Below are 22,829 nucleotides of genomic sequence, written 5' to 3'. Positions count from 1 at the left end.
ATGTGTATGTATTGACGGGCAAGTGATTATTTTGCTGAAAGGTAAATAAAAAATTGTATTAACAAGGAATTTCAGCATAATCATCACTCAAGAATGATTGATTTAGCAAAGGAACATTGTGTGAAAAAGTATTCCGTATTAACACGTGTAGCGAAGTATTTAATCGGTATTATTGTATTAGCGAGTGCGTGTATTGCTTTAGTTTTTTCGGTCTTATTAAGTAGTCAAAGCGACGCGGAAGCGATTAATTTGGCAGGTTCATTGCGTATGCAAGCGTATCGTTTGGTGTATCAGATGGAACACGAACCGGACACTATTTCTCATAATCTTGCTCAATATGATGCAACACTTGATAACAACATACTTTATCAATTACAAAATAGTGTTGTTGTTCCTAATTCGGTGAAAAATGCTTATCAAGATGTGTTGCGAAATTGGCAGGAAATGGAAGGTTATGTGCAACAAAATCGTATTGCTGATTATCAAGCTAAAGTGGATGGTTATGTTCAGAAAGTCGATCATTTCGTTGTGACTTTACAACATTTTTCGGAACGTAAAATCATAATGGCGATTTTGATTAGTATTGTGTCTATCGCTATTATTTTGCTGATTGGCTCTTATATCATCGGTTTTATTCGTCGTGAAGTGTTAAATCCGATTGAAAAATTGGTGCAAGCGAGTAATCAAGTGCAAACCGGGCAATTTAAACATATTGCCTTGGATGTTGATAAGTCGAATGAATTAGGTACGCTTTCGGCAACCTTTACTAAAATGTCGAGTGAGTTACAGAAGTTATATTGGTTTTTAGAAGATAAGGTGAGTGAAAAAACCAAAAAGTTAAGTCAGCTCAATCGTACTTTATCAATGTTGTTTCACACTTCACAAAAAATTACACATATTGATTTGAGTTATACCAAATTATCTGAAGTGTTAGGTGAAATCCGTAATAGCGAACATTTGCGTTATATTGAATTGATTGTTTATGGTGCAGAACATTTGGATATTTCCGCAGGTAAAGCAGAGGAGAATTATCCTTGGCAAGAACAGCCGATTAGTATTAATGGCAAAATGATTTCTCGTTTACGTTGGCAAGCTGGGTTGCCTTGTCCTGATTTACGTTTAATGCAAAGTTTGGCGCAGATGTTAGGTCGTTCTATTTATTTTATTCAAACGCAACGTCAGCAACAGCAATTAGTCTTGATGGAAGAACGTTCGATTATTGCGCGTGAATTGCACGACTCTTTAGCACAGGTTTTGGCGTTTCTGCAAATTCAGCTCACTTTGTTGAAACACTCTTTAAAAGATAGTGATCCCGCTGCACGAGAAAAAAGTTTTAAGATTATTGCTGACTTTGAACAAGCGTTAAATGATGGTTATGTGCAGTTGCGAGAATTGCTTTCAACCTTCCGTTTAACCATTCAAGAAGCGAATTTACAGCAGGCATTAGAGCAAGTGATTGAATCATTACGCAATCAAACCACAGCGCAAATTACGCTGAATTGCTCATTGCCATCACAAATCTTTACTGCACAACAGTTGGTACATGCGTTACAAGTAGTGCGTGAAGCGTTGTTGAATGCGATTAAACACTCTCAAGCGACATTAATTGAGGTAATTGCCCATACCAATGAAGATGGTGAGAATGAAATTATTGTCGCCGATAATGGGATTGGTATTCCGTCGTTAGAAGAACCAGAAGGGCATTATGGTTTGAATATTATGCATGAACGTACTGCACAGCTAAATGCGAAATTGACAATTCAATTGCGTCCAACCGGCGGTACCGAGGTGAAAATTTTACTCGCTGATCCTTTTGCGCAAGGTCAGTAATAAAGCTATGTTTTGGTTATAACCACAATAAAGTTTGAATATTTTTAATTTTTTATGGTTATAACCATAAATAAATGGTAAATTTATCCCAATATTATGGATATAACCATAGACAAAGAACAATGATTAAACGTCCAAATTATCTCAACCAACTTAAACCATTCATCAATATGCCTGTGATTAAAGTGATTACAGGTATTCGTCGTTCAGGAAAATCAACCGTAATTAAGCTGTTACAGGAAGAGTTATTAAAGCAGGGAATTGATGCTGAACAAATTATTTATATTAATTTCGAAAGTTTTGTGTTCAATGATTTCAAAACGGCAGATAAACTCTATGCGCTCGTAAAAGAGAAAATTCAGACAACAAGAAAATATTATCTATTACTTGATGAAATTCAGGAAGTTACCGATTGGGAAAAGGCTATTAATGCGTTTATTGTGGATTTTGATCTTGATCTTTATATCACAGGTTCAAATTCATATTTATTGTCGTCTGAACTGGCAACCTATATTGCAGGACGTTATGTAGAAATTCCAGTGTTTACACTTTCTTATCGAGAATTTTTAGATTTTAAAGCAAGTTATTCCCAACAAAAATCGGCACAAAATTCTATTACGCTTTTTAATGAGTATCTGCGTAAAGGCGGGTTTCCAATGGTACATATTGCCGATTATGAGTCAGAAACAGTTTATAAAATTGTACAAGATATTTATGCCTCTGTGATTTTACGAGATACCATACAACGCCATAAAATTCGTGATGTAGAGCTGTTGGAACGTATTATTAAATATGCTTTTGATAATATTGGTAATACCTTTTCAGGTAAAAATGTAGCGGATTATTTTAAAAGCCAACAAAGAAAGTTAGATTTAAATACTGTTTATAACTATTTGAAAGCCTTAGAAAGTGCTTTTATTCTGCATCGTGTTGAACGCTTTGATATCAAAGGCAAAGAGATTTTAAAAACACAAGAAAAATTCTATTTAGGTGATGTTTCATTGCTTTACGCTGCAATGGGTTTTCGTACTAGCCTAATTGCGGGTATTTTAGAAAATCTGGTTTACCTTGAACTGAAACGTCGTGGCTATCAAGTTTATATTGGCAAATTGGATAAGCAGGAAATTGATTTTGTTGCTCAGAAAAAGAGTGAAAAAATCTATATTCAAGTGGCGTATAAATTGGAAAGCGAGCAAACCATTCAACGAGAATTTTCACCTTTGCAAGCCATTGCGGATAATTATCCAAAATATGTGGTAACAATGGATGATTTTTGGCAGGACAACATTGATGGTATTGTTCATCAACATATTGGGGAATTCCTGTTGGGGGATGATGATGCTTTCAATAGAAATGAATTTATATAAAAAGGTGTAGTAGATAAAATAAGATCATAATATCTATTTCCTGTTGTGATCAGTTAGTTCTAAACGAGTTATAACGGCAAACTATCCAAGAAACTTTTTAGTTTTATAACTTCTCGCGGCATAGGTTCAGCAATTGTTAAGCCGACAATTTGAGCAGATTGAGCAATATCATTAATAATCCGGCTAGCGGCTTGTAACTGTAAACCGTCTGGATCTGTACCCACAGCAATTTTTAACTCTTTTGGATCTAAAACATCTAAATCAAAATGGATTAAGACTTTGGATTTTCCACGTTGTTTTAACCAATCTAACACTGCTTGTGAACTACTATTGGCAGCTTGACAGGATACTGCTTCAATTTGCCAATCTTGGCGGCGTTGTTCAGCAGGTTCACCAAAATAACGTAACCCAACAATCAGTATATCTTTAGTTGCGACTTTGTTTGCTGGTAATAAAGCGCTGATTTGTGGATCGCCAAAACCAGCAATTTGCGCAAGCGCCATAGCATGAAAGCCAGTGTAGTCGTCATATGGTAAACCTAAATCAGGGTGGGCATCGATCCAAATAATGGCAACATCATCAGCATATTTATCGGCAAGATAGGCAAATGGTGCAACGCTGGCGGCACAATCACCACCAAGTGTAATCACTGTTTCAGGCTGTTGATCTTGTAGAATTTTTAGTGCGGCTTGTTGTTGGTGTAAGTTAGCTTGATAGGCAAAAACGCCATTTTCAGTGGAGATATTTGCTAAATCTAATGATACAGGCACAGTGGCTTCTAGTTGATGTTGTTTTTTAGGCATTAACCAATTTACTAATTGTGAGCCAAAATAATAGTCTTGTATCGCTTGCTGTGGTGTAAGTTCGGTGACTAAATTAGTGATGACATCTGGTGTTGCACCTTGCCAGTTAGGAAAATTTAAGCGCAATGTTTTCATAATAGACTCCTGATTATCCTTATTTATGGTTAATTTATTGTGTGTATAGATTATAGAGGTAGGAAATGGGCTGGATAAGCCTTAAAATAGAACATTATTATCCATAAATAGAGATAATTATATGGATCAACTATTGGCAATGCGTGTATTTACTAAGGTAGTAGATACAGGTTCATTTAATAAAGCAGCCGAACAACTCAATATTCCACGTTCCACAGTTAGCAAGCTAGTTCAAGATTTAGAGAATCATTTAACTATTAAATTATTGCATCGTACGACACGACAATTGTCGATTACTCCTGAAGGGAAGGAATATTATGGCTATGCTGTTCGTATTATCGAAGAGTTAGATTTTGCGAAACAAGCTGTATTAGGACGCAGGTATCAGCCGAGCGGTGTATTACATATTGAAGCGCCAAGTTTACTTGCTGAACATTGGTTAATTAGTAAATTACCCGATTTTCATCGGCAGTTTCCGGATATTAAGTTGAGATTGACGATTAGTGATCGTATCGCACATTTGATTAGTGAAAATGTTGATTGTGCTTTACGTATTGGTCAGATTACTGATGAGAGTTTGATCGCGCGTCCATTGATGACGTTAGATTTTGTTAATTGTGCTAGCTCCGCCTATTTAGCGCATTTTGGCACCCCACAAACTCTTGCAGATTTATCTTTGCATCAAATCGTTGGTTATCAAAATGATAATGGCAAGGTAAAGTCATTAATTTTTGTACTTAATGATGAACAGTGGCAAGCGCCAGCACCGCATTTTGCTTGTAATAAAGGAACTGGGTTAATTGCGATGTTGAAAGCCGGATTGGGTATCGGACAAACGTTCCGCCTGTTGGTTCAAGATGAACTGGCTTCTGGTGAGTTGGTGGAGGTATTACCGCAATATTGCCATCCGACGATGTTGTTATCTTTAGTCTATCCTGCAAATAGACATAAAAATGCACGTCTTGCAGTATTTATAGATTGGTTAATGGCATTAAGTAGGGATATGCAATCTTCTTGACTAAATTTGTAATGAATTATCTCTAAATGGTCTTGAATGAAAAAGAGTCCTTTAGGGAAAAGTTTCAAGTATATTTGAAACTTTTTGTGAATTTTGGCATTTCTTAAAGTATAAAAAGAGTCTGAATAGACTCTTTTTTCCCTTCTTAAGGTATAGCAATAATTTAGAACGGCATATCATCATCAAATGCAACATCTGGGTTTGCTGCTGGAGCTGGTTGTGGAGCAGCTGCCGGTTTTGGTGCGGCAAATTGATTATTTTGCGGCTGTGTGTAACCTGTATTTGCTGGTGCGAATTGATTTTGTGCTATCGGTGCAGCAGACATATCAGCGCCCATTCTATCATTACGACTATCTAACATTTGCAAGGTATCTGCATGGATTTCGGTAGAATAACGATCTTGTCCGTTTTGATCTTGCCATTTGCGGGTACGGATTTTTCCCTCAACGTAAACTTTTGAGCCTTTACGCAAGTATTGTCCTGCGATTTCCGCTAAGCGACGGAACAATACGATACGGTGCCATTCTGTGATTTCACGCCATTCCCCAGATTGTCTGTCCTGCCAGCGTTCACTGGTTGCGACACTAATATTGGCAACAGCATCACCGTTAGCAAAGGTTCTTAATTCAGGATCGTTCCCTAAATTACCTACAATAATGACTTTATTAACTCCTGCCATAAATATCCTCTAAAATAAAGTTGGTTAATCTCTTGGTTATAATTAGTAAACATAACCTACGCGGGTAATATTCTACTATAAATTGTCTCTGAAAAAATAAAAGATACTGGATATTTGCCCAGTTTTGCCAATTTTGCGATCAGTATCGAGATTTGCTTGGTTTTCCATCTTGGTTGATAAAATTTGTTAACAATATTTTGCAATTTTGTATTGCACGAATGGTTTTTTGTGCTAATTTTTATAACGTGTTGATGATTTTTTGTCACACACTACGGTCATAACATGTTTTAGTTCTTTATGTTGTGGTGGTTAAAATGAAGTTACCTCCTCTTGAAGCCCTACGTTATTTTGAAGTTGTCGCACGCCATTTGAGTTTTACGCAAGCGGCGGATGAATTGTGTGTCTCGCAAAGTGCAGTAAGTCAGAAAATCTTACTGTTAGAAAATCGCTTAGGTTATAAATTATTCCATCGTAAACCACGCCAATTGACGTTAAGCCGCGAAGGTAGTGAGCTATTACGTCATGTTATTTTGGCGTTTGATCAGTTACAGCAAGCAATGCAGCATATTTCTGATATTCAGCAAATTAGATCGATTGATTTGTATTGTATGCCCTCAATGGCCAGCTGTTGGTTGATGCCATATTTACAGGATTTGTATGTCTCCTGCCCTGAAATTAGTTTGAATTTGGTTGTGGATACTTGCGAGCCGAATTTTCGTGATGATGCGATTGATGTTGCGTTATGCCATGGTTATGGCGATATGCCGAGTATGCTGAAACAATTTTTATTGCATGATTATATTTATTCAGTGGTGAGTAAAACGCTATTTGAAAAATATGATTGTGATCTAGAGCGTTGTTTGCAGCAAATTCCGTTATTACATGACTCCTTACCACAACCACTTCTTGGCGGCAATGGGCTTTATATCATGGTAAAAATATTGATACACAAGCAGGACATCGTTACAACCGCGCAGATTTAATTATGCAAGCTGCAATTGATGGGCAAGGGCTGGCGTTAGCAAGGCATGTGTTAGTTGCACGTGATGTGGCAGCTGGAAAATTAGTGCCGCTTTATCCAGATAGTATTCAAGATCAAAGTGTCTATTTGGTTTGCCAAAAAGCATGATTAGAAAAACCTCATGTTCATCAATTTGCCGAATGGATTGTTGCGAAAGCAAAATCATTTGAACAAGAATATTCTGTGGACAAACTACTGCATCAATAAGAATAATTTATTGTTAAATAAGAATTCATAATTTGAATGACATCTGCATATTTTGTAAAACATTCATTAACCATTAATCACAAACAAGAGGTTTTTACTATGAATATGCAGGATGTTATTGAAATCAGAAACGGGGCTAAAGTAAAAGGCACGTTTTCACCACAAGAGATGAATCGTCGTTTGACCTCATTACGTCAAGTAATGAAGAATAAAAATCTCGATGCTGTGATTTTAACTTCTTACCATAATGTGAACTATTTTAGCGATTATCTATATTATTCGTTTGGCAGACCTTTTGCGCTTGTGGTGACACAAGATTGTTCAGTAACTGTTACCACGAATATTGATGGTGGCTTAGGCTATCGTCGTAGTTTTGGCGAAAATATTATTTACACCGATTGGCGTCGTAATAACTTTTATCGAGCGATTAAAACAATTCTGCCACAAGATAAATTGCGTTTAGGTTTCGAAGAAGATCAGCTCCCTTTGCAATCATTAAATCTATTGAAAACTTTTTATCCAGGCTCAGAGTTTTTCGATGTTGCAATGGATTTAATGTTTAATCGTATGATTAAGTCAGATGAAGAGATCGCATTGATTAAAAATGGTGCCAGAATATCCTGCCCATTTTATTCTGGATGTGCTGGTTTTGTTCTTTCTGGTCTTATCCTTAAATTTATCCACCACTTAGATAAACGGCTAATTCCACCTAAAGCAAGAGAATAAAAGGGCGTCCCATTGTCTGAGCGAATCACCCAAGGTAAATCATACTCTTCAAATAAGCATTCAAATTGTTACTTGACTAAATTTGACTGTAGATGAGGTAACGCATGGCATAACGACAGTAGTTTGATATAGATAAAAAATTTATTTGTTGTGGCAATGTACTTTAAGAACTAGTGGGATAAAAATAAACACAGTACTAATACCAATACATAATACGGTGGCAAAACTAACCAATGCTTGTGTTTCACTTAGCATCAATAAACCAAAGGATAATAATGTAGTAAGTGCAGAAAGAATAATTGCAACAAAGGCTGACAATGTATTGTTATTCATTTGATCTGCAAACTGTTTTCCTTGTTTCGCCATAAAAATCCCATAATCAATTCCCATACCAAGCAATAGAATTAATGCTAAGGTGGCAAAGAGATTAAAATATTGTCCTGTAATTGTGAGTGCTGCGGTAGCGACACTCATCGCTAAAATAAGTACTGCAACAATAGCAAAAGCATAACGCCACGTTAAAAACCACGAAAGTAAAAGAAATACAACAACAATACTAAATAATAATATATATAAAATACCTTCTCGACTTTGCTGAAATAGATTACTCCATTCTTCGGTAATATTATGATAGCTAACATCAATTTGTTGATCGGCAATTACTTTACTAAGTTTACTATTACTTTTAGTAAGCGGAAGTAAAAAATAGTGTTTATTTTGATATTGCTGATAAAACTCACTAAAGTTTTTTCCTATGGGGCTGGCTAAAAAATCGGTAAAACTAATCAGCTGTTTTGGATAAGTAGTGATAATTTGTGGGTTAAATTCACTTAGTTTAGTAGATAGCTGTTGTAAGGTTAGATCCACTTGCTGATAGTTTTGCTGTTGAGTTTCAATATCTTGAATATAGCCATCTAAAGAAACCGCTGGAATAATTACATTTTGATATTTTTCTTGTCGTAAAAGTGCGGTCAAATTTGTGATATTTTTTAATAGTTGCTCAACAGAGTCTGCTTGCACGATAAAATATTGTAATTCATTATTTTGTTGTAATACTCGAGTAATAATTTGTTCATTGGCAAGTAAGGTAGCTGATTTATTTTGCAGTAAGCGAACATCATCACTTACTTTCACTTGCAAGGAAAAACAGAGTGATGCGAAAAATAAGATAATAGCGATTGGTACACTCCAACGGCTGTTTTTCCAACCTTGTAGGTAGCTAGTAAGAGATTGTGCAGAAGAAAATTTTAACGGTTGAATAGTTTGTGTAAATAATGGATAACACAAGATAACAGTGAGTAATGCACCGAATAAGCCAAAAATAGCAAAAATTGCCATTTGCTGTAAGATTACGAGAGGTAGTAATAACATTATGGCATAGCAAAGTGCAGTGGTGGCAAACGCTAAAATTAATGCAGAACGTAATTCTAAGAGTGTTTGTCGGCTAGATACATTGGCTTTTTCTGGGTAAAAACGGTGAGTAATAAAATGTAAACTGTAATCCGCTGATACACCAATTAAGCAACTGCTTAGACCTAATGTCAGTAGATGAATTTCACCAAAATAGAGCCAAGTAGCTAAAATTCCAAATAAAACGCCACTCAGTAATGAGAAAACAAGCAAGCAGAGCGGATAAAAGTGACGGAATGCGAACAATAATAATAAGATAATGCCAATCAGTGAACCAATACCAATAATTTTTATATCTCGTTCAACACTTTGTGCTGAAGCATCGCTAAAAAATATTGCTCCTCTAGCATAAATTTTACTACCAGTTTCCTGTTCTATTGTTTGCTGGATTTGTTGTAGCTGTTGTACTAGCTGTGCTTTTTGTGTCAGCCCTTGCGCATTTGTCTTAGCGCGAATTAATAGATAAAAATTACCCTCTGATTGCGCATAAACCCAGCCATCATCAATTTGTAGTCGTTGTTTTTGTTGCAATAGTTGTTGGCGTGTTAAAAGCAGAGGATCTTGCTGTAATTCATTATTTGAAACGCCTGCAAATGGCGAATAAAGTTGTGCTTGAATATAGTCAAAATAGGCTTCGGGTTGGCTTAACTTTGCTTGTAATTCAGCAGAAAATAGCATTGCTCGATGGTTAAAAAAGTAGTGTTGCCAATCTCGTTGTTGTTGCACATTTCGTGCTTGGATATCACTCAGTCCTGTGAGCGTGGCTAGACGAGCAGTAAATTTAGTCGCACTTTGTTTAGCTTGATCAAGCTGTTTAGCAGAAACTAACCAAATAATAGCATCATTAATAGTGCTAGATAGATGCTTATCCACCTGCGAGGGAATAGCCTCTTTTTTTTGTAAAAGGGTGGTTAAACTGCTTTCAATTTTTATGTTATGGCTATTTTTAACAAGGATAAATAGTCCTAGTAATAATACTAATAACCAAATTAACGCATTGATTTTATTCTGTTTTAAACCACTGTTGCTGTTCATTATTAAGTTTTTCTATTGGCTGACAATGTTCAAAGGTAAGTAATGTGCGATCTTGTTGTTTATCAATAATATCCACAACTTGTATATGTTTTTCTCCCTCTAACTTAATTTGTTGGAATAGCTGATTAAAGGGCGACTGTTTTGGTAGTAAAGTAATGAACCACTGTTGTTTATTCTGCGTTTGTTGGGTGAGCGTGAAGTAGTCAGAAACTGAAGTAAATTGCCCTTGGAAAAGGGAAAATAATAAATTTGTAATATGAAATAACTGTGGTTGTTCTTGTTCAGAGATCACTTGTTTTTGCTGATTAATAGATTGGATTAATTTATTTGTTGTAATTGCTGTAACTTGAGCAAAGGGTTTTTGTTGAGAAAGTGCCACACCAATCTGTTGATCTAACACCATTACGCCACTAGCCTTGAGTGGTTTTGCTAAACCGCTTAAAAAGCGTTGCTGTTGAAATTGGCATTGCATTATTTGTGGAATGGCAAGTTGTTGAGTTATCTGTTGCAATGTTGGTTGTTGAGCTACCACAGCAAATGACATACAACCTAAGCTCAACAAAGCTAAAAAGGTTTTTATTTTCACAAATATTCCTTAAATTATTTTACTAAAAATGACCGTACTTTTTGTTGAAAACAGTCAGGCGTAACAAATTGTAGATGTTTATCGCCTACCGCCACAGCAACCTGCGTACTACTTGCCTTACATAAAACAGTTTGGCTTGCTTTATCGAAAAAAGTGAAATTTATTTTTACTTGATTTTCATATTCTAATAAATCAGCTTGTACCTCAAATTGCTGATTGAGCAAGATAGGTTGAATATATTTTATATCTGCTTTTACAATTGGAAATTGGTATCCCTGTTTGATCATTTCGCCATAGCCAAATCCAATATAATCAAATAGCGCCTCTCTTGCTTGCTCAATAAACTGCCAATAACGCCCGTGCCAAACAACGTGCATAATATCTAAATCTTGAAAGGCAGGTTTGCAAGCCACTCGCACGTTTAGTAGTACATTATTTTTTCTCATTTTTATGCCCTATTTATGCCAAAAATTAAAAAAGTTAAACCATTCTAATGGTGATTGGCGACAATAATAAGCCAGCCTATCAGCGTATTGTTTGATATATGGTGTGATGGCGTACTGGCGTTCTTGACGAGGTAATTTAATTTTTTCAGCAAATGGCTCGACATAAATATCAAATTTATCTTTTTGCTCAGGGTTTCTTAGTGCAAAAAGAAGAAAAACTGGCACTTTTAATAAATGCGCAAGAATATAAGGACCGTGCGGAAAATAAGCAGGCTTACCAAGAAAATCAACTTGGCTTTCACTACGTTTTTGACTTTCATTTGGTGAAGTTCGATCGCCCACTAAAACGATAGTATGCCCATTGGCAATACGCTCTTGTAATAGCAGTAACGTGGCTGGCGAAATGCCATCAACTTGTAAAATATCTATTTTATCGTTGGTGGTTTGATATTGTTGTAATAACTGATTAAAGCGCACTGCGTGCTTGGTAAACACGAGTGCAGTGATTTTTAAATCTGTAATTCTTGAACCCAAAGCACGACTTAATTCTAAATCGCCTAAATGAGAGCCGATAATTAAACTCTGCTTGAGTTTATTGTGATCAAGATCGTCTGGAGTATGAAAAATCAAATGCTCTCTGCCAATATCGCCTTTCCACGCAATCAGTTTATTTAACATCGCCTCAGCAAAATAGCTCAAATGGTTAAAACTGGTTAAAGGCGTTTTATCATTTAAAGTTAGCTGATTCTGTTGTACATATTTTGTTAAACGAGCTAAATATTGTTCAGAGGCTTGACGATGTGATTTAGCCACAAGCCAGTAATATAAAATTACTGGTTTTAGTAATAATCTAAAGCCAGTTTTACCCAATAGGGTATAAATCCATAATAAAATTCGAATACCGATTATTGAACCTGTTTCCTGCATTTTTGACCAATGCTGGGTGGTTGTTTGTACATTTCTCTTTAATAGTAAAGAGGGAATATGTCGCCAAAATTGTAACAATAAACGAAAGTGCATTTTGCTTAGACGGAGATTGTCATACAGCTGATCAAAATGAGAAACTCCGTCTGCTGGATAAATGACCTTGCTTTTAATAAAGTGGATTTGACGATAGTGCCAATAATATTGCACCATTATCTCAATATCAAAATCCATACGATTGCCGATAAAATGCTGTCGAATTAAACTCAAGGTATTTTGTACAGGATAGACACGAAAACCACACATACTGTCTTTAATTTGCAGAGAAAAGGTTTCTAACCATACCCAAATATGCGTTAAATAGCGTCCATAGTAGCGAGCTTTAGGCGCTGATTGATCAAAAACTGGCTGGGCAGATACTAATGTATTTGGATTAGATTGTGCGTAGTTCAGCAATTTTTCAAGATCTGCCAAATCGTGCTGACCATCTGCATCAACTTGTAATGCGTGGCTAAAGCCATAAATTTCTGCTAAGTAAAGAGCCGTTTTAATCGCTCCACCTTTGCCTAAATTTTGTTGATGGCGGTGCAAAATAAAGTCAAAATGCGGTTGAATTTGTTGTAATTTTTCAGAGGTTTCAGCATTGGAACAATCATCAACCAGAATAATTGGATATGAATATTGTTGTAACTGCAACAAAACAGGTTCAATAAACTGACCGTGATTATAACAAGGTATAATAAAGCAAGGACGGTAACTCATAAGGAAAACACTCCACTACTCATACACTCATCTTTTTGTAACCACTTAAAATCTAAGCGTTTTTTCTCTGGCATATAATCCACTTGTAAATGCAAAGTGCTATTACTCGGAACAATTCGTTGATATTTAATTTGACGAATAGTGGCTTTACTCAATGAAATTGAGAGAAATTTTTGCACAAACTGATGTACTAAACCGAGTTGTACCACGCCTGCCAAAATAGGAAAATTTGGAAAATGACCTGCAAAATATGGGTAATCATTTGAAAAATGACAGCAGAGCGTAAATGTGGTATCTGATTGTGTAATCACTTGATATTTTGGTTCAATAATCATACAAATAAACGCTCCAGTTGTTTAATATTTAACTTACCTTGTTCATTTAACGGCATAAAATCCACAATCCGAATACGGCGAGGCAAGGCAATTAATTCAATGCGATTTCTTAATTGTTGGCGTAATAGTTGTAACGTTTCTTTACTTGATAAATGGCGGTATTGTTCAGTTAATACCACAACTAAGCCGACACTATCTCGTAAATGATCTCTGACGACAAGTGCTTTCACTTCAGCAATTTCCGCTAATTGTAACGCAATGTTTTCAATTTGTGTTAAAGAAACTCGTTTGTCGGCAATTTTTGCTACACGATCTGCTCGTCCTAACAACTCAAAGCTATCATCAAATAGATTTACCCGATCCTCCATCGCATACCAATCATCTTGCGGTAGCAGTGGCGATAAAATTTCTAAACACTCTTTGCTATTTTTGCGGAATTGAATACCTTGTAGTGGATACCAGTGAATACTTGGAAAATATTTGTAGGCGATTGCACCTGTTTCACTTGAGCCATAAAATTCCATTACATCACATTGTAGCTGTACTTTAGCTTTTTCGCCTACCTCAAGTGGTAATTTGCCACCTGAGGAATAGACCACTCGTGCTGAAGGGTAGGATAACTTTTCATCTAAAAATCGTAAAAACGCAGGGCTACTAATTAACGCATAGGATTGGCTAATTTTGCTTAATTGCTCGGGCATAATTAAGCTGTAATCCCAAAATGGCATTCGCAATACTAACGGAAAGAAAAGACGATACATCAAACCCAATAGATGATTATGATTTACCGTTGAATACATCACCGTACCACGCAATTTGCCAGCTAGCAAATCATATTCGATTTGAATTTGCCGATCGAATAATGCGAAGTATTTGTCAATCATTTTTGGCGTGCCTGTACTGCCTGAGGTAAATAAATAGAGATCAGGCTGGCGGTTATCAATTTTTGTATAGTCTGTAACTTGATTGTACTCTGCAACGCTGACTAACAAACTTTCAATTTGATCAGATGAAAGTGTTTTTTCTGGCAAAATTTTTTGAAAATTAACTGCCCTTTTTCCTATTGTTTTAACTTGTTCAGCAAGATCGGTAATATCAGTTAATAACAAGGAAAAATGTTCTTGTATATCTGCTAGATGTTGTACAGTTTGTAGTGAGGGTAAAATAATTGTACGCCGACAATGAGATACGGCTAATAAAGCACAAACCATTAAAAAACCACTTTTAAAGATTAATGCAATATTTTGTTGGTTTGACATTGTTTGTAACTGTTGTACAAAATGTGCTGTATATTGTCGCAAATCTTGCCAATTATATTGATAATTTTCGCCAAGACAGACAATGTGCTGACTATCTGCATGTGATAAAAGAAGCATTTTTAATGGAACGAGTGACTGCTTATTTGCTACAAATTGTTGCTGTAACTGTTGTGATAATTTATCCGTAATCATTAAGATAACCTTTCCAATAATCCTAGTCTGAAAAACGTGATTGTTTATAGCGTCTGAATAAATATTCTCCAGTAAACAGTATCCCCATTAAAACATAACTGATTAAACCGTTATACAGTGTCCACAGTATTAGATCATCGGAATATACAGTATAAAGTGCGATGCTACCATTTAGGAAAAAAAACAAACTCCAAACTTTGGTTACATTTCGGGTATAACGTACTGCTGTATCTGGCAAGTCTGGCATCTGTAAGCGAGCAAAATGTTCAATAATACTCATCTTTTGCCGCAAGCTAAAAGTAAAAAGACTAAATAACAGAATATTCATAAGTACTGGATAAAAAAGTAATGTTGTTTGATTTTTATGTAGTAATGATAATAATGCTAGACTTATACCAATTATAGCTGAATAAGCCGCGATCATTTTTAAAGAGAAATTCTTTTTTAATGTTGTTTTTTCTAATACTACCTGTTGTGGGTGTCTAATGTTTAACCAAAATAAAATACTTCTAATAATGAATAGTAACAATATCCCAATAGCTATCCATTGCAAAGAAAAGTAGGTAAATGCGAAATAGATAAAAATAGGATAAAGAACAGTAATAAGTGTAAATAATGCTGTGATAAACCTTTTCACGAATAATAAATTGAGCAGAATGCATTATTGTAATTTATAGATTACATCAACAATATCACTTATTGTTCTAACATTTTTAAACTCTTCAGGGCTGACACGTTTTTTCAGCTTATTTTGTAGATGCACTATCAAATCTACAGCATCAATACTATCTAATTCCAAATCTTCAGCAATATGAGATTCTAGTGTCACGGTATCTGGATCAATATCAAATAATTCTTCAAGAAACGTTTTTACTTGTACAAAAATTTCGTTTTTTTCCATTGTTTATATTCCTTATTGATTGTTATGAATAAACTCTGCTAATGTTTTGACAGAATAAAAATGTTGATGAACCTCTTCGTTTTCGGCATTCAGTTGAATATTAAATTGGTTTTTAAGTGCCAACCCTAATTCTAAAGCATCTATCGAATCTAATCCTAAACCTTCGTTGAATAATGGAGCTTCACTATCAATATCATCAATACTAAGCTCTTCTAAATTCAGTGCAGAAATAATGAGTTGTTTAATTTCATTTTCTAATTCATTCATAATAGTTCCTTGCTTTTTCTATGACATCAGCTGTTGGCTGTAATAAATTAACGAGATCATTATTCAAATGGCGTACTGCTTTACTTGGAGGTAAATCATTACTAAGGTAAGATTTTATATCATATAACTCTTGTACTTTAATATAAAAGAATGATTTTTTTTCAGATACTTGATACCAAGCTAATTCTTTTGTCAATATTCGAGGCTCACAAACGATATGTATAATACGCATAGGAGCATTGCAACGGATTGCTAAATTAGCTGCTCCTCGTTGTAACACTAATTTTTCACTATTTAGTGGTGTACGAGTTCCTTCAGGGAAAATCAATAATTTTCCGCCTTGTTGTAAGCGTTTTTTGCAACGTTCGATTAATATTTCTGGATCAGATGAATTGGGAATATAACCTGCATTTTTCACTACCATTTTGCAAAAAGGATTACGAAAAAGTGCTTCCTTAACCACGCAATCCATTTCTGGCAAAATTGATCCAAGTAATACATAATCAATTAAACTCGGGTGGTTCGCCACAATTAAACAGCTTTTATCAGCCTGCAAAAGCTCACCGCCTTCAATTTTATAATCAATAATACCTAGAAATTTTAAAGCCTGCACAAAACTATAAAAACAAGTTTGGATACTACGTTGGCTATATTTTCTACGCAATAAAGGATCTTTATAAATCAAACGAATGGCAAACATATAAATGTTACCCAAGATGACAGAGCCTAAGCCAAAATAGACAAAAGCCAACCCTGTGCCAATAATTCGCCAAAGTTTATTTAATTTTGGGTAAATAGCCATCTTTGTGTATCACTCTCAAGATAAAAGTGCGGTTGATTTTGAAAAAATTTATGCAAAAAGCTCAATCCGTCAGGAAATTTCTGTGCTTGTTGTTGAGATGGGGGTTGCCACGATAATTGCCATTGTTCCCCTTGTTCAAGCACCATACCTAGTGCATAAGGTTCGCTTAATTCAGTGGGTTGCAGAAAAGGGTGGTAAAATTCAGGTACAACCCCGTCAAACATAACATATAACACTTTACGTTTGCCACCCTGTAAAGCGAGCAATGCTTCTAACAGTCCCGTACAAAAGCTCTGTTCTTCCGCTGCAATTGAACTAATTGGTGCAGTGTTTTTCGCAAGGATACTAAATTGCCCAGCAGGTGCATTATGCACGGCGGTAGCAAAGTCGGTTGGCGACATATCTCCTGTTGCAAAGAAGCGAGAAAGCAGTTTGTAAGTTCTCTCTAACTGACCGTGCCGACTTGCAAAAACAACAGCATCAATATCAGGTTGTAGCTCAAGCAACTCCATAGCTAGCTGAATAGCCATTTTATCAGATAAACCCATACGTCTTGCTTGCATCATAGGTATTTTGCTTGCCTTAAACTTATTGCTAGCTGGCAATGGCTGAAAAGAGGTCGCCGCCCATTGTTGCCAGTCAGCTACTTCAACTAAAGCACTCGAGTAGGCTTTGATTGCCAATAAATTAAAGTTCAACATTTTTCTACCTAATTACAACAGTTTATCTTATTTCACATATCCAATATGCTATTTACACAATTCAGCTAATGTCTTTAAGCGTCTTTGGTGTTCTTTGACATAAGGATTTTCCAGATCCCACGCATAGCCTGCCAAGATAGAACTGATCATCGCACTGATTTTATCATTTCTATTTTCAGCAAAAATAGCACGCTGAAAACTTAAATCATACCAACCCATTACATAAGTGCGGAATGTATCTACACCACGCTGTAATACATCAGCAAAATCACGTTGCCAATCTACTTGTTCGCCTTTAAATTGACGATCTAACGCTTTAACCGCAAGGCTCGCACTACACATTGCAATAGTTACACCAGACGAAAATACTGGGTCTAAAAACTCTGCACTATTTCCCAATAAAGCAAAATTTTTCCCATATAGCTGTTTTACATTCGCTGAATAGCCTGTTAATTTCTGATACGCAGTATCCCATTTAGCCTCTCCCAAAAGGGCGGTCAAATTTGGAGTAGTTTTTACAAATGATTGCAAACAAGCTGCAAAATCGTCATCAAAAGACGCAAAATAGTGTGGTTCACCGACCACGCCAATAGAGCTTCGACCATCACTAAACGGAATTAGCCAAAACCAAATATCTTGATGTTGTGGGTGTACACTAATTAGAATTTTATCACGTTCAAATTGAGGTGCTGTGATGTTGTCCTCAATATGCGTAAAGATAGCTTGGCGTGGTGGCAGATTAGATGGTGTTTCTAAATTGAGTAGACGAGCTAGCACTCGACCATAGCCACTGCCATCTAATACAAACTCAGTTTGTAGTTGATACTGTTTGCCCGTACTCAGATCATTAACCGTCAGAAAAGCTAAATCATCTTGAAACACAATATCCACAATTTCGTGTTGATAACGAATTTCTACCCCTTGTTCAACCGCACAATCAGCCAGTAATTTATCAAATTCGCCTCGTTTTACTTCATAAGCGTATTTTTTACTATCTTGAGTAAACTGTTTTGCAAAATCAAATACAGAATATTGTTGATCTAAAGCAAATGCTGCACCGTGTTTAATTTGATAGCCTTGAGCCTCAACTGCTGCTAGCATACCCGCTTCTTCAATAAAATCTAAACAGTGTGGCAATAAACTTTCGCCGATTGAAAAGCGAGGAAACGTTTGCTTTTCTAATACTAATACATCATAACCTTGACGTTTTAATAAGGTTGCTGCAATCGCACCTGACGGTCCTGCACCAATAACAACAACCTTTCTTTGTTCTAGCATAATAATTGCCTTTGATTAACTTAACAAAGTTTATTTAACAAAATCACCTTTAATCGCAACACCAGCCATTACAGCACCTGCATGACATTCATATAAAGAGGTGCTTTTATAAGGTTGTTTTTTGTAATAGCTCACTACGTTAGAGATTTTTTTCACACCTAACTGTTGTGCTCTTTTCTGCATTTGAATCAGAGCAGATAACATTGACCAACGACAAGCTTGTTCATCAGATTTATTGAATGCATTCGTTTTTTTATTGGTTGAATCAGTTTTAACTATGTTTCCGTTGACTGATTGTCCAAAGTAAAATTTAATACTTGGATCGAGTTTTTGTTTAGCTTCTGGCATATCAAAAACATCTTTAATTGGTAAATGATGAACCGTATCTCGTGCAAAGCTATTAGCCGAAAATAACAATCCAACGCTTAATAAAACCAATAATTTTTTATTTAATTTCATTTGAGTTTTCTCCATATTTATACACATTAAAAATCAATTTCTTACATCTTAGCCTGTATATTTTTTAAATATCAAAGAGGTATTTACACCACCAAAGGCAAAATTATTATTCATCACATAATCTGTTGTGCATTCAACTGCACTTTGTTGAATATAGTTTAATTTTGCACAATGCTCATCAACGGTTTCTAAATTGATTGTCGGCAGAAAAATGCCCTCATTCATCATTGCGATACTAAACCACGACTCTAATGCACCACACGCACCTAGCGTATGTCCTAAATAACTTTTGATTGAGGAAACAAGCGGTTTATTGGCAAAAATATTATAAGTTGCGTGACTTTCAGCAATATCTCCACGTTCAGTGGCGGTGCCGTGTAAACAAACATAACCAATTTTATCGGTAGAAATATCGGCTTGTTTTAACGCTTGTGCTAAACAAACTTGCATTGTTTTCGATTGAGGTTGTGTAACGTGGGTAGCATCACAATTAGTCGCAAATCCGACAATTTCAGCATAAATTTTTGCTCCACGTTTTTGAGCGTGTTCTAATTCCTCTAAAATTAGTGTTCCTGCCCCCTCACCTAATACCAAACCATCTCTATTAAGATCAAATGGGCGTGGTGTGCATTCTGGTTGTGTATTATTTTGACTAGTTGCAAACAAGGTATCAAATACGGCTACCTCACTTGGACATAACTCTTCTGCACCACCTGCAATCATAATATTTTGATAACCGTGTTTGATCGCCTCATAGGCATAACCAATCGCTTGGCTACCAGAAGTACAAGCGGTAGAGGACGGAATAATACGTCCTTGCAAGCCAAAGTACAGACTAATATTCGCAGCCGTAGTATAAGGCATCATTTGAATGTAAGTTTGTGCTGTAATGCTATGGGTATTTTTCTCCATAAACATAGATCCAAATGCGAGCACTGGTTCTGTACTTCCTGTACAAGAACCATAAGCTACACCAGCATTGCCATCTTTTAAATATTCGCTATCTAGTAGCTGTGCATCTGCCAGTGCCTGTTCTGTAGCCACAACCGCCATTTGTGCCACACGTCCCATACTACGACTTTTCTTTTTGGTAATATGGCTTGGTAATTTAAAATCTTTTACTGGTGCGGCAAGGCGACTTTGTAGCCCGTCATAAATTTCCCATTCTGGCACATAAACCACTGCGTTTTTGTACTCTAGCATACGCTGTTTAATCGTATTCCAATCATTACCAAAAGCGGTAATACCCGATATACCTGTTATTACAACACGTCTTACGTGACTCATACCATTCCCCCATTAATTGAAATGACTTGACGTGTAATATATGCTGCTTTATCACTCATCAAAAATGCGACCAAATCAGAAACTTCTTGAGCCTGTCCCATACGCCGCATTGGAATTAATGGCATTGCGTGTTTTAGGGTTTCTTCATTAATCATACCCGTATCAATCAAACCCGGTGCCACGCAATTTACCGTTATTTTTCGTTTAGCTAACTCTAATGCAAGTGCTTTTGTTGCACCAATTAAACCTGATTTAGAAGCACTATAATTGACTTGCCCTCTATTACCTACAAGACCAGAAACGCTGGCAAGAGTGACTATTCGTCCACCTTGACGAGCTGAAATCATAGGCATAATGGCTGGTTGAATAACGTTATAAAACGCATCTAAATTTGTATGTATCACGCTATCCCAATCTTGTTCTGTTAGGGCAGGAAAGGCAGCATCTCGTATAATTCCAGCATTTAATACAATGCCATAATAACTACCATTTTCCTGTATATCTTGATTCAATACTGTTTGGCATTGTGTACGCACACTTACATCAAAGCAGAGTAAACGCCCTTTGACGCCTAACTGTTCAACCTGTTGTAAGGTATCTTCTGCACCTTGTTTGTCGGATAAATAATGCACAACAATATGAAAGCCTTGTCTAGCTAGCTCAATTGCTATTGCTTTACCAATTCCTTTACTTGCACCTGTCACTAAAACCGTTTTTGTCATATATTTTTCGTCTTTTTAATTATTTTGTGTGAATAAATTTTGTAGTCCTGAAATTTCTACATCATTTGGCTGATAAGTGGTAAGCCTACCCTCTGCAACAACATTTTGTTGTGTATTTATAATTTTTGCTGCAAAACTCGCCATCTTTTCATCTTGCATTATAATTTGAGCTTCAATTCTCAATTTATCGCCAACTTGATAGTGACTCACATATTGCTGACACTGCCGTCCACCAAGTAAAAATCCTATTTTTGGTTCGCTACCATCACGCAACTTGGCTTGATAACCTGCCCAAACGCCAACAGTTTGAGCCATTAATTCAATACTTATCCATGCGGGTAAACGTCCTGTTTCATCTAAAAAAAGTTGATGTTTTTGATCGATAACCACTTCGACAGCAACATAGGTTTCATTGCACTCTAGCAAAGAATCAACCAACATCATAGGTTGTTTATGGAGTAAAAAATCACTTGCCTTGCCTAACATCAACCGCCTCGCTTTTTAATAATGAGTGTACTATTATTGCCACCAAACGCAAAAGAGTTACTCATAATCACTGGTTTTTCAAGATAAGCTGGTGTAAAAATTACGCCAATTTCTGGCAAATTATGATCGTAATAATTTTGCTTATTTTCGTCAGTTTGACGAGGAAGTAACGGTTTGGTTGTGGTTGAATAATGCTCTAATAACAAACAGCTAATGGCTAACTCTGTTGCACCAGCTGCACCCAGTGTATGCCCTGTTAAATGTTTAGTGCTACTACAAGGGATTTGCCCAAATACTCGATTTACCGCCAAACTTTCCATACTGTCATTGAGTGGTGTTGCCGTACCGTGCAGATTTAGATAGCCGATCTCATTGATAGATAAGTTAGCATTGTGTAACGCATCACGCATTGCTCGTTCAGCTCCAGCACCATTTGGCTCAGGTGCGGAGATATGATGTGCATCACTACTTTCGCCAACGCCAGCTAATACAATATCGCTCTCCTCTCGACTTAACAGAAACATCGCCCCTGCTTCACCAATATTAATACCAGCTCGGTTATCAGCAAATGGACGAGTAAGCTGTTCTGATAATGAGGCTAAAGAATTAAACCCATTTAAGGTTAAATGACACAAAGTATCTACTCCGCCAACCAAAACGGCATCAACCAAACCGCTTTGCAACAATCTTTGTGCTGAAATAAATACTCTTGCACTTGATGAACAGGCGGTGGAAATAGTAAAGTGCGGTGCATTTAGCCCTAAATATCGAGCAACAAAGCCAGAAATAGAGCCTAATTCTTGGCAACGATAATGATAAGAAAGATCAGCGTGAGCGGATTTAATAGCTTGTTCGCCCAAATCAATACCTGCGGTACTTGTTCCCATTACAACCGCAATTCTATCTCTACCATATTTCTCAATAAATTTTGTAATATCATTCTCAAGCTGTTGTAAACACCACAATACCACTTGATTATTTCTACAATAATACTCAGAAAATTCCGCAGGTAATTCAGGTAACGATAACGGAATTTTACCAACATAAGTTGTATCGGTTGAAATTTGTGTTTCAAGTTGTAGCAAACAGCGATTGTTCTCAAGATTTTCCAATATCTCAGCTTTAGTGCTACCAAGTGCATTACAGAGAGTATAATTATTTATAAAAATAGGGGGTTTATTCATTTTATAT

25 protein-coding genes are annotated in these 22,829 nt (G+C 36.2%); 6 read left to right on the top strand and 19 right to left on the bottom strand.

Going from position 1 to position 22,829, the window contains the following annotated elements; translation table 11 throughout:
- The first annotated feature begins 93 nt into the window (after positions 1-93).
- Positions 94-1,830, top strand: coding sequence for a nitrate/nitrite two-component system sensor histidine kinase NarQ (gene narQ / locus NYR30_RS11990; RefSeq protein ID WP_082987455.1), 1,737 nt, complete (start codon positions 94-96; stop codon positions 1,828-1,830).
- A gap of 122 nt (positions 1,831-1,952) precedes the next feature.
- The gene (locus NYR30_RS11985) at positions 1,953-3,197 is read left to right on the top strand and encodes an ATP-binding protein (RefSeq protein ID WP_066422128.1); all 1,245 of its coding nucleotides are present in this window, start codon (positions 1,953-1,955) and stop codon (positions 3,195-3,197) included.
- 68 nt (positions 3,198-3,265) lie between these two features.
- Here the strand turns inward: NYR30_RS11985 and NYR30_RS11980 are convergent, their stop codons facing one another.
- A complete protein-coding gene (locus tag NYR30_RS11980) occupies positions 3,266-4,135 on the bottom strand; it encodes an arginase family protein (protein WP_302501225.1) in 870 nt (289 codons plus the stop codon).
- Positions 4,136-4,256: 121 nt separating this feature from the next.
- Between NYR30_RS11980 and NYR30_RS11975 the strand changes: the two genes are divergently transcribed.
- Complete coding sequence (locus tag NYR30_RS11975) at positions 4,257-5,153, top strand: LysR substrate-binding domain-containing protein (protein WP_066104173.1); 897 nt, start codon at positions 4,257-4,259, stop codon at positions 5,151-5,153.
- Between the two features lie 163 nt (positions 5,154-5,316).
- On the opposite strand, the gene ssb is transcribed toward NYR30_RS11975, so the two are convergent.
- Positions 5,317-5,832 carry a single-stranded DNA-binding protein gene (gene ssb / locus NYR30_RS11970; RefSeq protein ID WP_066104176.1) on the bottom strand — a complete coding sequence of 172 codons (516 nt, stop codon included), beginning with the start codon at positions 5,830-5,832 and terminating at the stop codon, positions 5,317-5,319.
- Positions 5,833-6,146: 314 nt separating this feature from the next.
- Between ssb and NYR30_RS11965 the strand changes: the two genes are divergently transcribed.
- From NYR30_RS11965 to NYR30_RS11955, 3 genes are all read left to right on the top strand, one after another.
- Positions 6,147-6,815 carry a LysR family transcriptional regulator gene (locus tag NYR30_RS11965; protein WP_066104179.1) on the top strand — a complete coding sequence of 223 codons (669 nt, stop codon included), beginning with the start codon at positions 6,147-6,149 and terminating at the stop codon, positions 6,813-6,815.
- Complete coding sequence (locus NYR30_RS11960) at positions 6,773-6,961, top strand: type 2 periplasmic-binding domain-containing protein (RefSeq protein WP_082966092.1); 189 nt, start codon at positions 6,773-6,775, stop codon at positions 6,959-6,961. The genes NYR30_RS11965 and NYR30_RS11960 overlap by 43 nt, the downstream gene beginning before the upstream one ends.
- 198 nt (positions 6,962-7,159) lie before the next feature.
- Complete coding sequence (locus NYR30_RS11955; RefSeq protein WP_197495465.1) at positions 7,160-7,786, top strand: aminopeptidase P family N-terminal domain-containing protein; 627 nt, start codon at positions 7,160-7,162, stop codon at positions 7,784-7,786.
- 141 nt (positions 7,787-7,927) lie between these two features.
- On the opposite strand, the gene NYR30_RS11950 is transcribed toward NYR30_RS11955, so the two are convergent.
- The 17 genes from NYR30_RS11950 to NYR30_RS11870 form a co-directional block, all read right to left on the bottom strand.
- Positions 7,928-10,231 carry an MMPL family transporter gene (locus tag NYR30_RS11950; RefSeq protein ID WP_066104185.1) on the bottom strand — a complete coding sequence of 768 codons (2,304 nt, stop codon included), beginning with the start codon at positions 10,229-10,231 and terminating at the stop codon, positions 7,928-7,930.
- Entirely contained in the window at positions 10,200-10,817 is a 618-nt protein-coding gene (locus NYR30_RS11945) for a LolA family protein (RefSeq protein ID WP_066104188.1), read from the bottom strand. Before NYR30_RS11945 ends, NYR30_RS11950 begins: the two co-directional genes overlap by 32 nt.
- Before the next feature lie 14 nt (positions 10,818-10,831).
- Entirely contained in the window at positions 10,832-11,263 is a 432-nt protein-coding gene (locus NYR30_RS11940; RefSeq protein ID WP_066104190.1) for an acyl-CoA thioesterase, read from the bottom strand.
- Positions 11,264-11,272: 9 nt separating this feature from the next.
- Complete coding sequence (locus tag NYR30_RS11935) at positions 11,273-12,949, bottom strand: glycosyltransferase family 2 protein (RefSeq protein WP_066104193.1); 1,677 nt, start codon at positions 12,947-12,949, stop codon at positions 11,273-11,275.
- The gene (locus tag NYR30_RS11930; protein ID WP_066104196.1) at positions 12,946-13,284 is read right to left on the bottom strand and encodes an ApeI family dehydratase; all 339 of its coding nucleotides are present in this window, start codon (positions 13,282-13,284) and stop codon (positions 12,946-12,948) included. Before NYR30_RS11930 ends, NYR30_RS11935 begins: the two co-directional genes overlap by 4 nt.
- Entirely contained in the window at positions 13,281-14,735 is a 1,455-nt protein-coding gene (locus tag NYR30_RS11925) for an AMP-binding protein (RefSeq protein WP_066104199.1), read from the bottom strand. The genes NYR30_RS11930 and NYR30_RS11925 overlap by 4 nt, the downstream gene beginning before the upstream one ends.
- Before the next feature lie 22 nt (positions 14,736-14,757).
- Positions 14,758-15,015: a COG4648 family protein gene (locus NYR30_RS11920; protein ID WP_156536761.1), complete on the bottom strand. Its 258-nt coding sequence runs from the start codon at positions 15,013-15,015 to the stop codon at positions 14,758-14,760.
- Positions 15,016-15,396: 381 nt separating this feature from the next.
- Positions 15,397-15,636: an acyl carrier protein gene (locus tag NYR30_RS11915; RefSeq protein WP_066104206.1), complete on the bottom strand. Its 240-nt coding sequence runs from the start codon at positions 15,634-15,636 to the stop codon at positions 15,397-15,399.
- A gap of 12 nt (positions 15,637-15,648) precedes the next feature.
- Positions 15,649-15,903, bottom strand: a complete 255-nt coding sequence (locus NYR30_RS11910; RefSeq protein ID WP_066104209.1) for a phosphopantetheine-binding protein — start codon at positions 15,901-15,903, stop codon at positions 15,649-15,651.
- Positions 15,896-16,705, bottom strand: a complete 810-nt coding sequence (locus NYR30_RS11905; protein ID WP_066104211.1) for a lysophospholipid acyltransferase family protein — start codon at positions 16,703-16,705, stop codon at positions 15,896-15,898. The genes NYR30_RS11910 and NYR30_RS11905 overlap by 8 nt, the downstream gene beginning before the upstream one ends.
- Complete coding sequence (locus NYR30_RS11900; RefSeq protein ID WP_066104214.1) at positions 16,684-17,406, bottom strand: beta-ketoacyl synthase chain length factor; 723 nt, start codon at positions 17,404-17,406, stop codon at positions 16,684-16,686. Before NYR30_RS11900 ends, NYR30_RS11905 begins: the two co-directional genes overlap by 22 nt.
- A gap of 48 nt (positions 17,407-17,454) precedes the next feature.
- Positions 17,455-18,684 carry an NAD(P)/FAD-dependent oxidoreductase gene (locus tag NYR30_RS11895; RefSeq protein ID WP_066104217.1) on the bottom strand — a complete coding sequence of 410 codons (1,230 nt, stop codon included), beginning with the start codon at positions 18,682-18,684 and terminating at the stop codon, positions 17,455-17,457.
- Between the two features lie 30 nt (positions 18,685-18,714).
- Positions 18,715-19,143 (bottom strand): excinuclease ABC subunit A, encoded by a 429-nt coding sequence (locus NYR30_RS11890; RefSeq protein WP_066104220.1) that lies wholly within the window; start codon positions 19,141-19,143, stop codon positions 18,715-18,717.
- Positions 19,144-19,191: 48 nt separating this feature from the next.
- Positions 19,192-20,430: a beta-ketoacyl-ACP synthase gene (locus tag NYR30_RS11885; protein ID WP_066104223.1), complete on the bottom strand. Its 1,239-nt coding sequence runs from the start codon at positions 20,428-20,430 to the stop codon at positions 19,192-19,194.
- The gene (locus NYR30_RS11880) at positions 20,427-21,152 is read right to left on the bottom strand and encodes a 3-ketoacyl-ACP reductase FabG2 (RefSeq protein ID WP_066104226.1); all 726 of its coding nucleotides are present in this window, start codon (positions 21,150-21,152) and stop codon (positions 20,427-20,429) included. The genes NYR30_RS11885 and NYR30_RS11880 overlap by 4 nt, the downstream gene beginning before the upstream one ends.
- Positions 21,153-21,167: 15 nt before the next feature.
- Positions 21,168-21,638, bottom strand: coding sequence for a hotdog family protein (locus tag NYR30_RS11875; RefSeq protein WP_066104228.1), 471 nt, complete (start codon positions 21,636-21,638; stop codon positions 21,168-21,170).
- Positions 21,638-22,822 carry a beta-ketoacyl-[acyl-carrier-protein] synthase family protein gene (locus NYR30_RS11870; protein ID WP_302501224.1) on the bottom strand — a complete coding sequence of 395 codons (1,185 nt, stop codon included), beginning with the start codon at positions 22,820-22,822 and terminating at the stop codon, positions 21,638-21,640. Before NYR30_RS11870 ends, NYR30_RS11875 begins: the two co-directional genes overlap by 1 nt.
- Positions 22,823-22,829 lie beyond the last annotated feature (7 nt).

Source organism: Gallibacterium salpingitidis, assembly GCF_030517105.1.
GTDB lineage: Bacteria > Pseudomonadota > Gammaproteobacteria > Enterobacterales > Pasteurellaceae > Gallibacterium > Gallibacterium salpingitidis.
This window is presented reverse-complemented; position numbering and strand designations above follow the sequence as displayed.

Bases quoted from the DNA above. Each gene is read 5' to 3' on its own strand.
- NYR30_RS11955 (WP_197495465.1), top strand. From the start codon at position 7,160: ATGAATATGCAGGATGTTATTGAAATCAGAAACGGGGCTAAAGTAAAA.
- NYR30_RS11880 (WP_066104226.1), bottom strand. From the start codon at position 21,152: ATGACAAAAACGGTTTTAGTGACAGGTGCAAGTAAAGGAATTGGTAAA.
- NYR30_RS11935 (WP_066104193.1), bottom strand. From the start codon at position 12,949: ATGAGTTACCGTCCTTGCTTTATTATACCTTGTTATAATCACGGTCAG.
- NYR30_RS11870 (WP_302501224.1), bottom strand. From the start codon at position 22,822: ATGAATAAACCCCCTATTTTTATAAATAATTATACTCTCTGTAATGCA.
- NYR30_RS11885 (WP_066104223.1), bottom strand. From the start codon at position 20,430: ATGAGTCACGTAAGACGTGTTGTAATAACAGGTATATCGGGTATTACC.
- NYR30_RS11925 (WP_066104199.1), bottom strand. From the start codon at position 14,735: ATGATTACGGATAAATTATCACAACAGTTACAGCAACAATTTGTAGCA.
- narQ (WP_082987455.1), top strand. From the start codon at position 94: ATGATTGATTTAGCAAAGGAACATTGTGTGAAAAAGTATTCCGTATTA.
- NYR30_RS11975 (WP_066104173.1), top strand. From the start codon at position 4,257: ATGGATCAACTATTGGCAATGCGTGTATTTACTAAGGTAGTAGATACA.
- NYR30_RS11985 (WP_066422128.1), top strand. From the start codon at position 1,953: ATGATTAAACGTCCAAATTATCTCAACCAACTTAAACCATTCATCAAT.
- NYR30_RS11930 (WP_066104196.1), bottom strand. From the start codon at position 13,284: ATGATTATTGAACCAAAATATCAAGTGATTACACAATCAGATACCACA.
- NYR30_RS11895 (WP_066104217.1), bottom strand. From the start codon at position 18,684: ATGCTAGAACAAAGAAAGGTTGTTGTTATTGGTGCAGGACCGTCAGGT.
- NYR30_RS11905 (WP_066104211.1), bottom strand. From the start codon at position 16,705: ATGGCTATTTACCCAAAATTAAATAAACTTTGGCGAATTATTGGCACA.
- NYR30_RS11920 (WP_156536761.1), bottom strand. From the start codon at position 15,015: ATGAGTATTATTGAACATTTTGCTCGCTTACAGATGCCAGACTTGCCA.
- NYR30_RS11980 (WP_302501225.1), bottom strand. From the start codon at position 4,135: ATGAAAACATTGCGCTTAAATTTTCCTAACTGGCAAGGTGCAACACCA.
- NYR30_RS11915 (WP_066104206.1), bottom strand. From the start codon at position 15,636: ATGGAAAAAAACGAAATTTTTGTACAAGTAAAAACGTTTCTTGAAGAA.
- ssb (WP_066104176.1), bottom strand. From the start codon at position 5,832: ATGGCAGGAGTTAATAAAGTCATTATTGTAGGTAATTTAGGGAACGAT.
- NYR30_RS11910 (WP_066104209.1), bottom strand. From the start codon at position 15,903: ATGAATGAATTAGAAAATGAAATTAAACAACTCATTATTTCTGCACTG.
- NYR30_RS11890 (WP_066104220.1), bottom strand. From the start codon at position 19,143: ATGAAATTAAATAAAAAATTATTGGTTTTATTAAGCGTTGGATTGTTA.
- NYR30_RS11900 (WP_066104214.1), bottom strand. From the start codon at position 17,406: ATGTTGAACTTTAATTTATTGGCAATCAAAGCCTACTCGAGTGCTTTA.
- NYR30_RS11950 (WP_066104185.1), bottom strand. From the start codon at position 10,231: ATGAACAGCAACAGTGGTTTAAAACAGAATAAAATCAATGCGTTAATT.
- NYR30_RS11940 (WP_066104190.1), bottom strand. From the start codon at position 11,263: ATGAGAAAAAATAATGTACTACTAAACGTGCGAGTGGCTTGCAAACCT.
- NYR30_RS11965 (WP_066104179.1), top strand. From the start codon at position 6,147: ATGAAGTTACCTCCTCTTGAAGCCCTACGTTATTTTGAAGTTGTCGCA.
- NYR30_RS11875 (WP_066104228.1), bottom strand. From the start codon at position 21,638: ATGTTAGGCAAGGCAAGTGATTTTTTACTCCATAAACAACCTATGATG.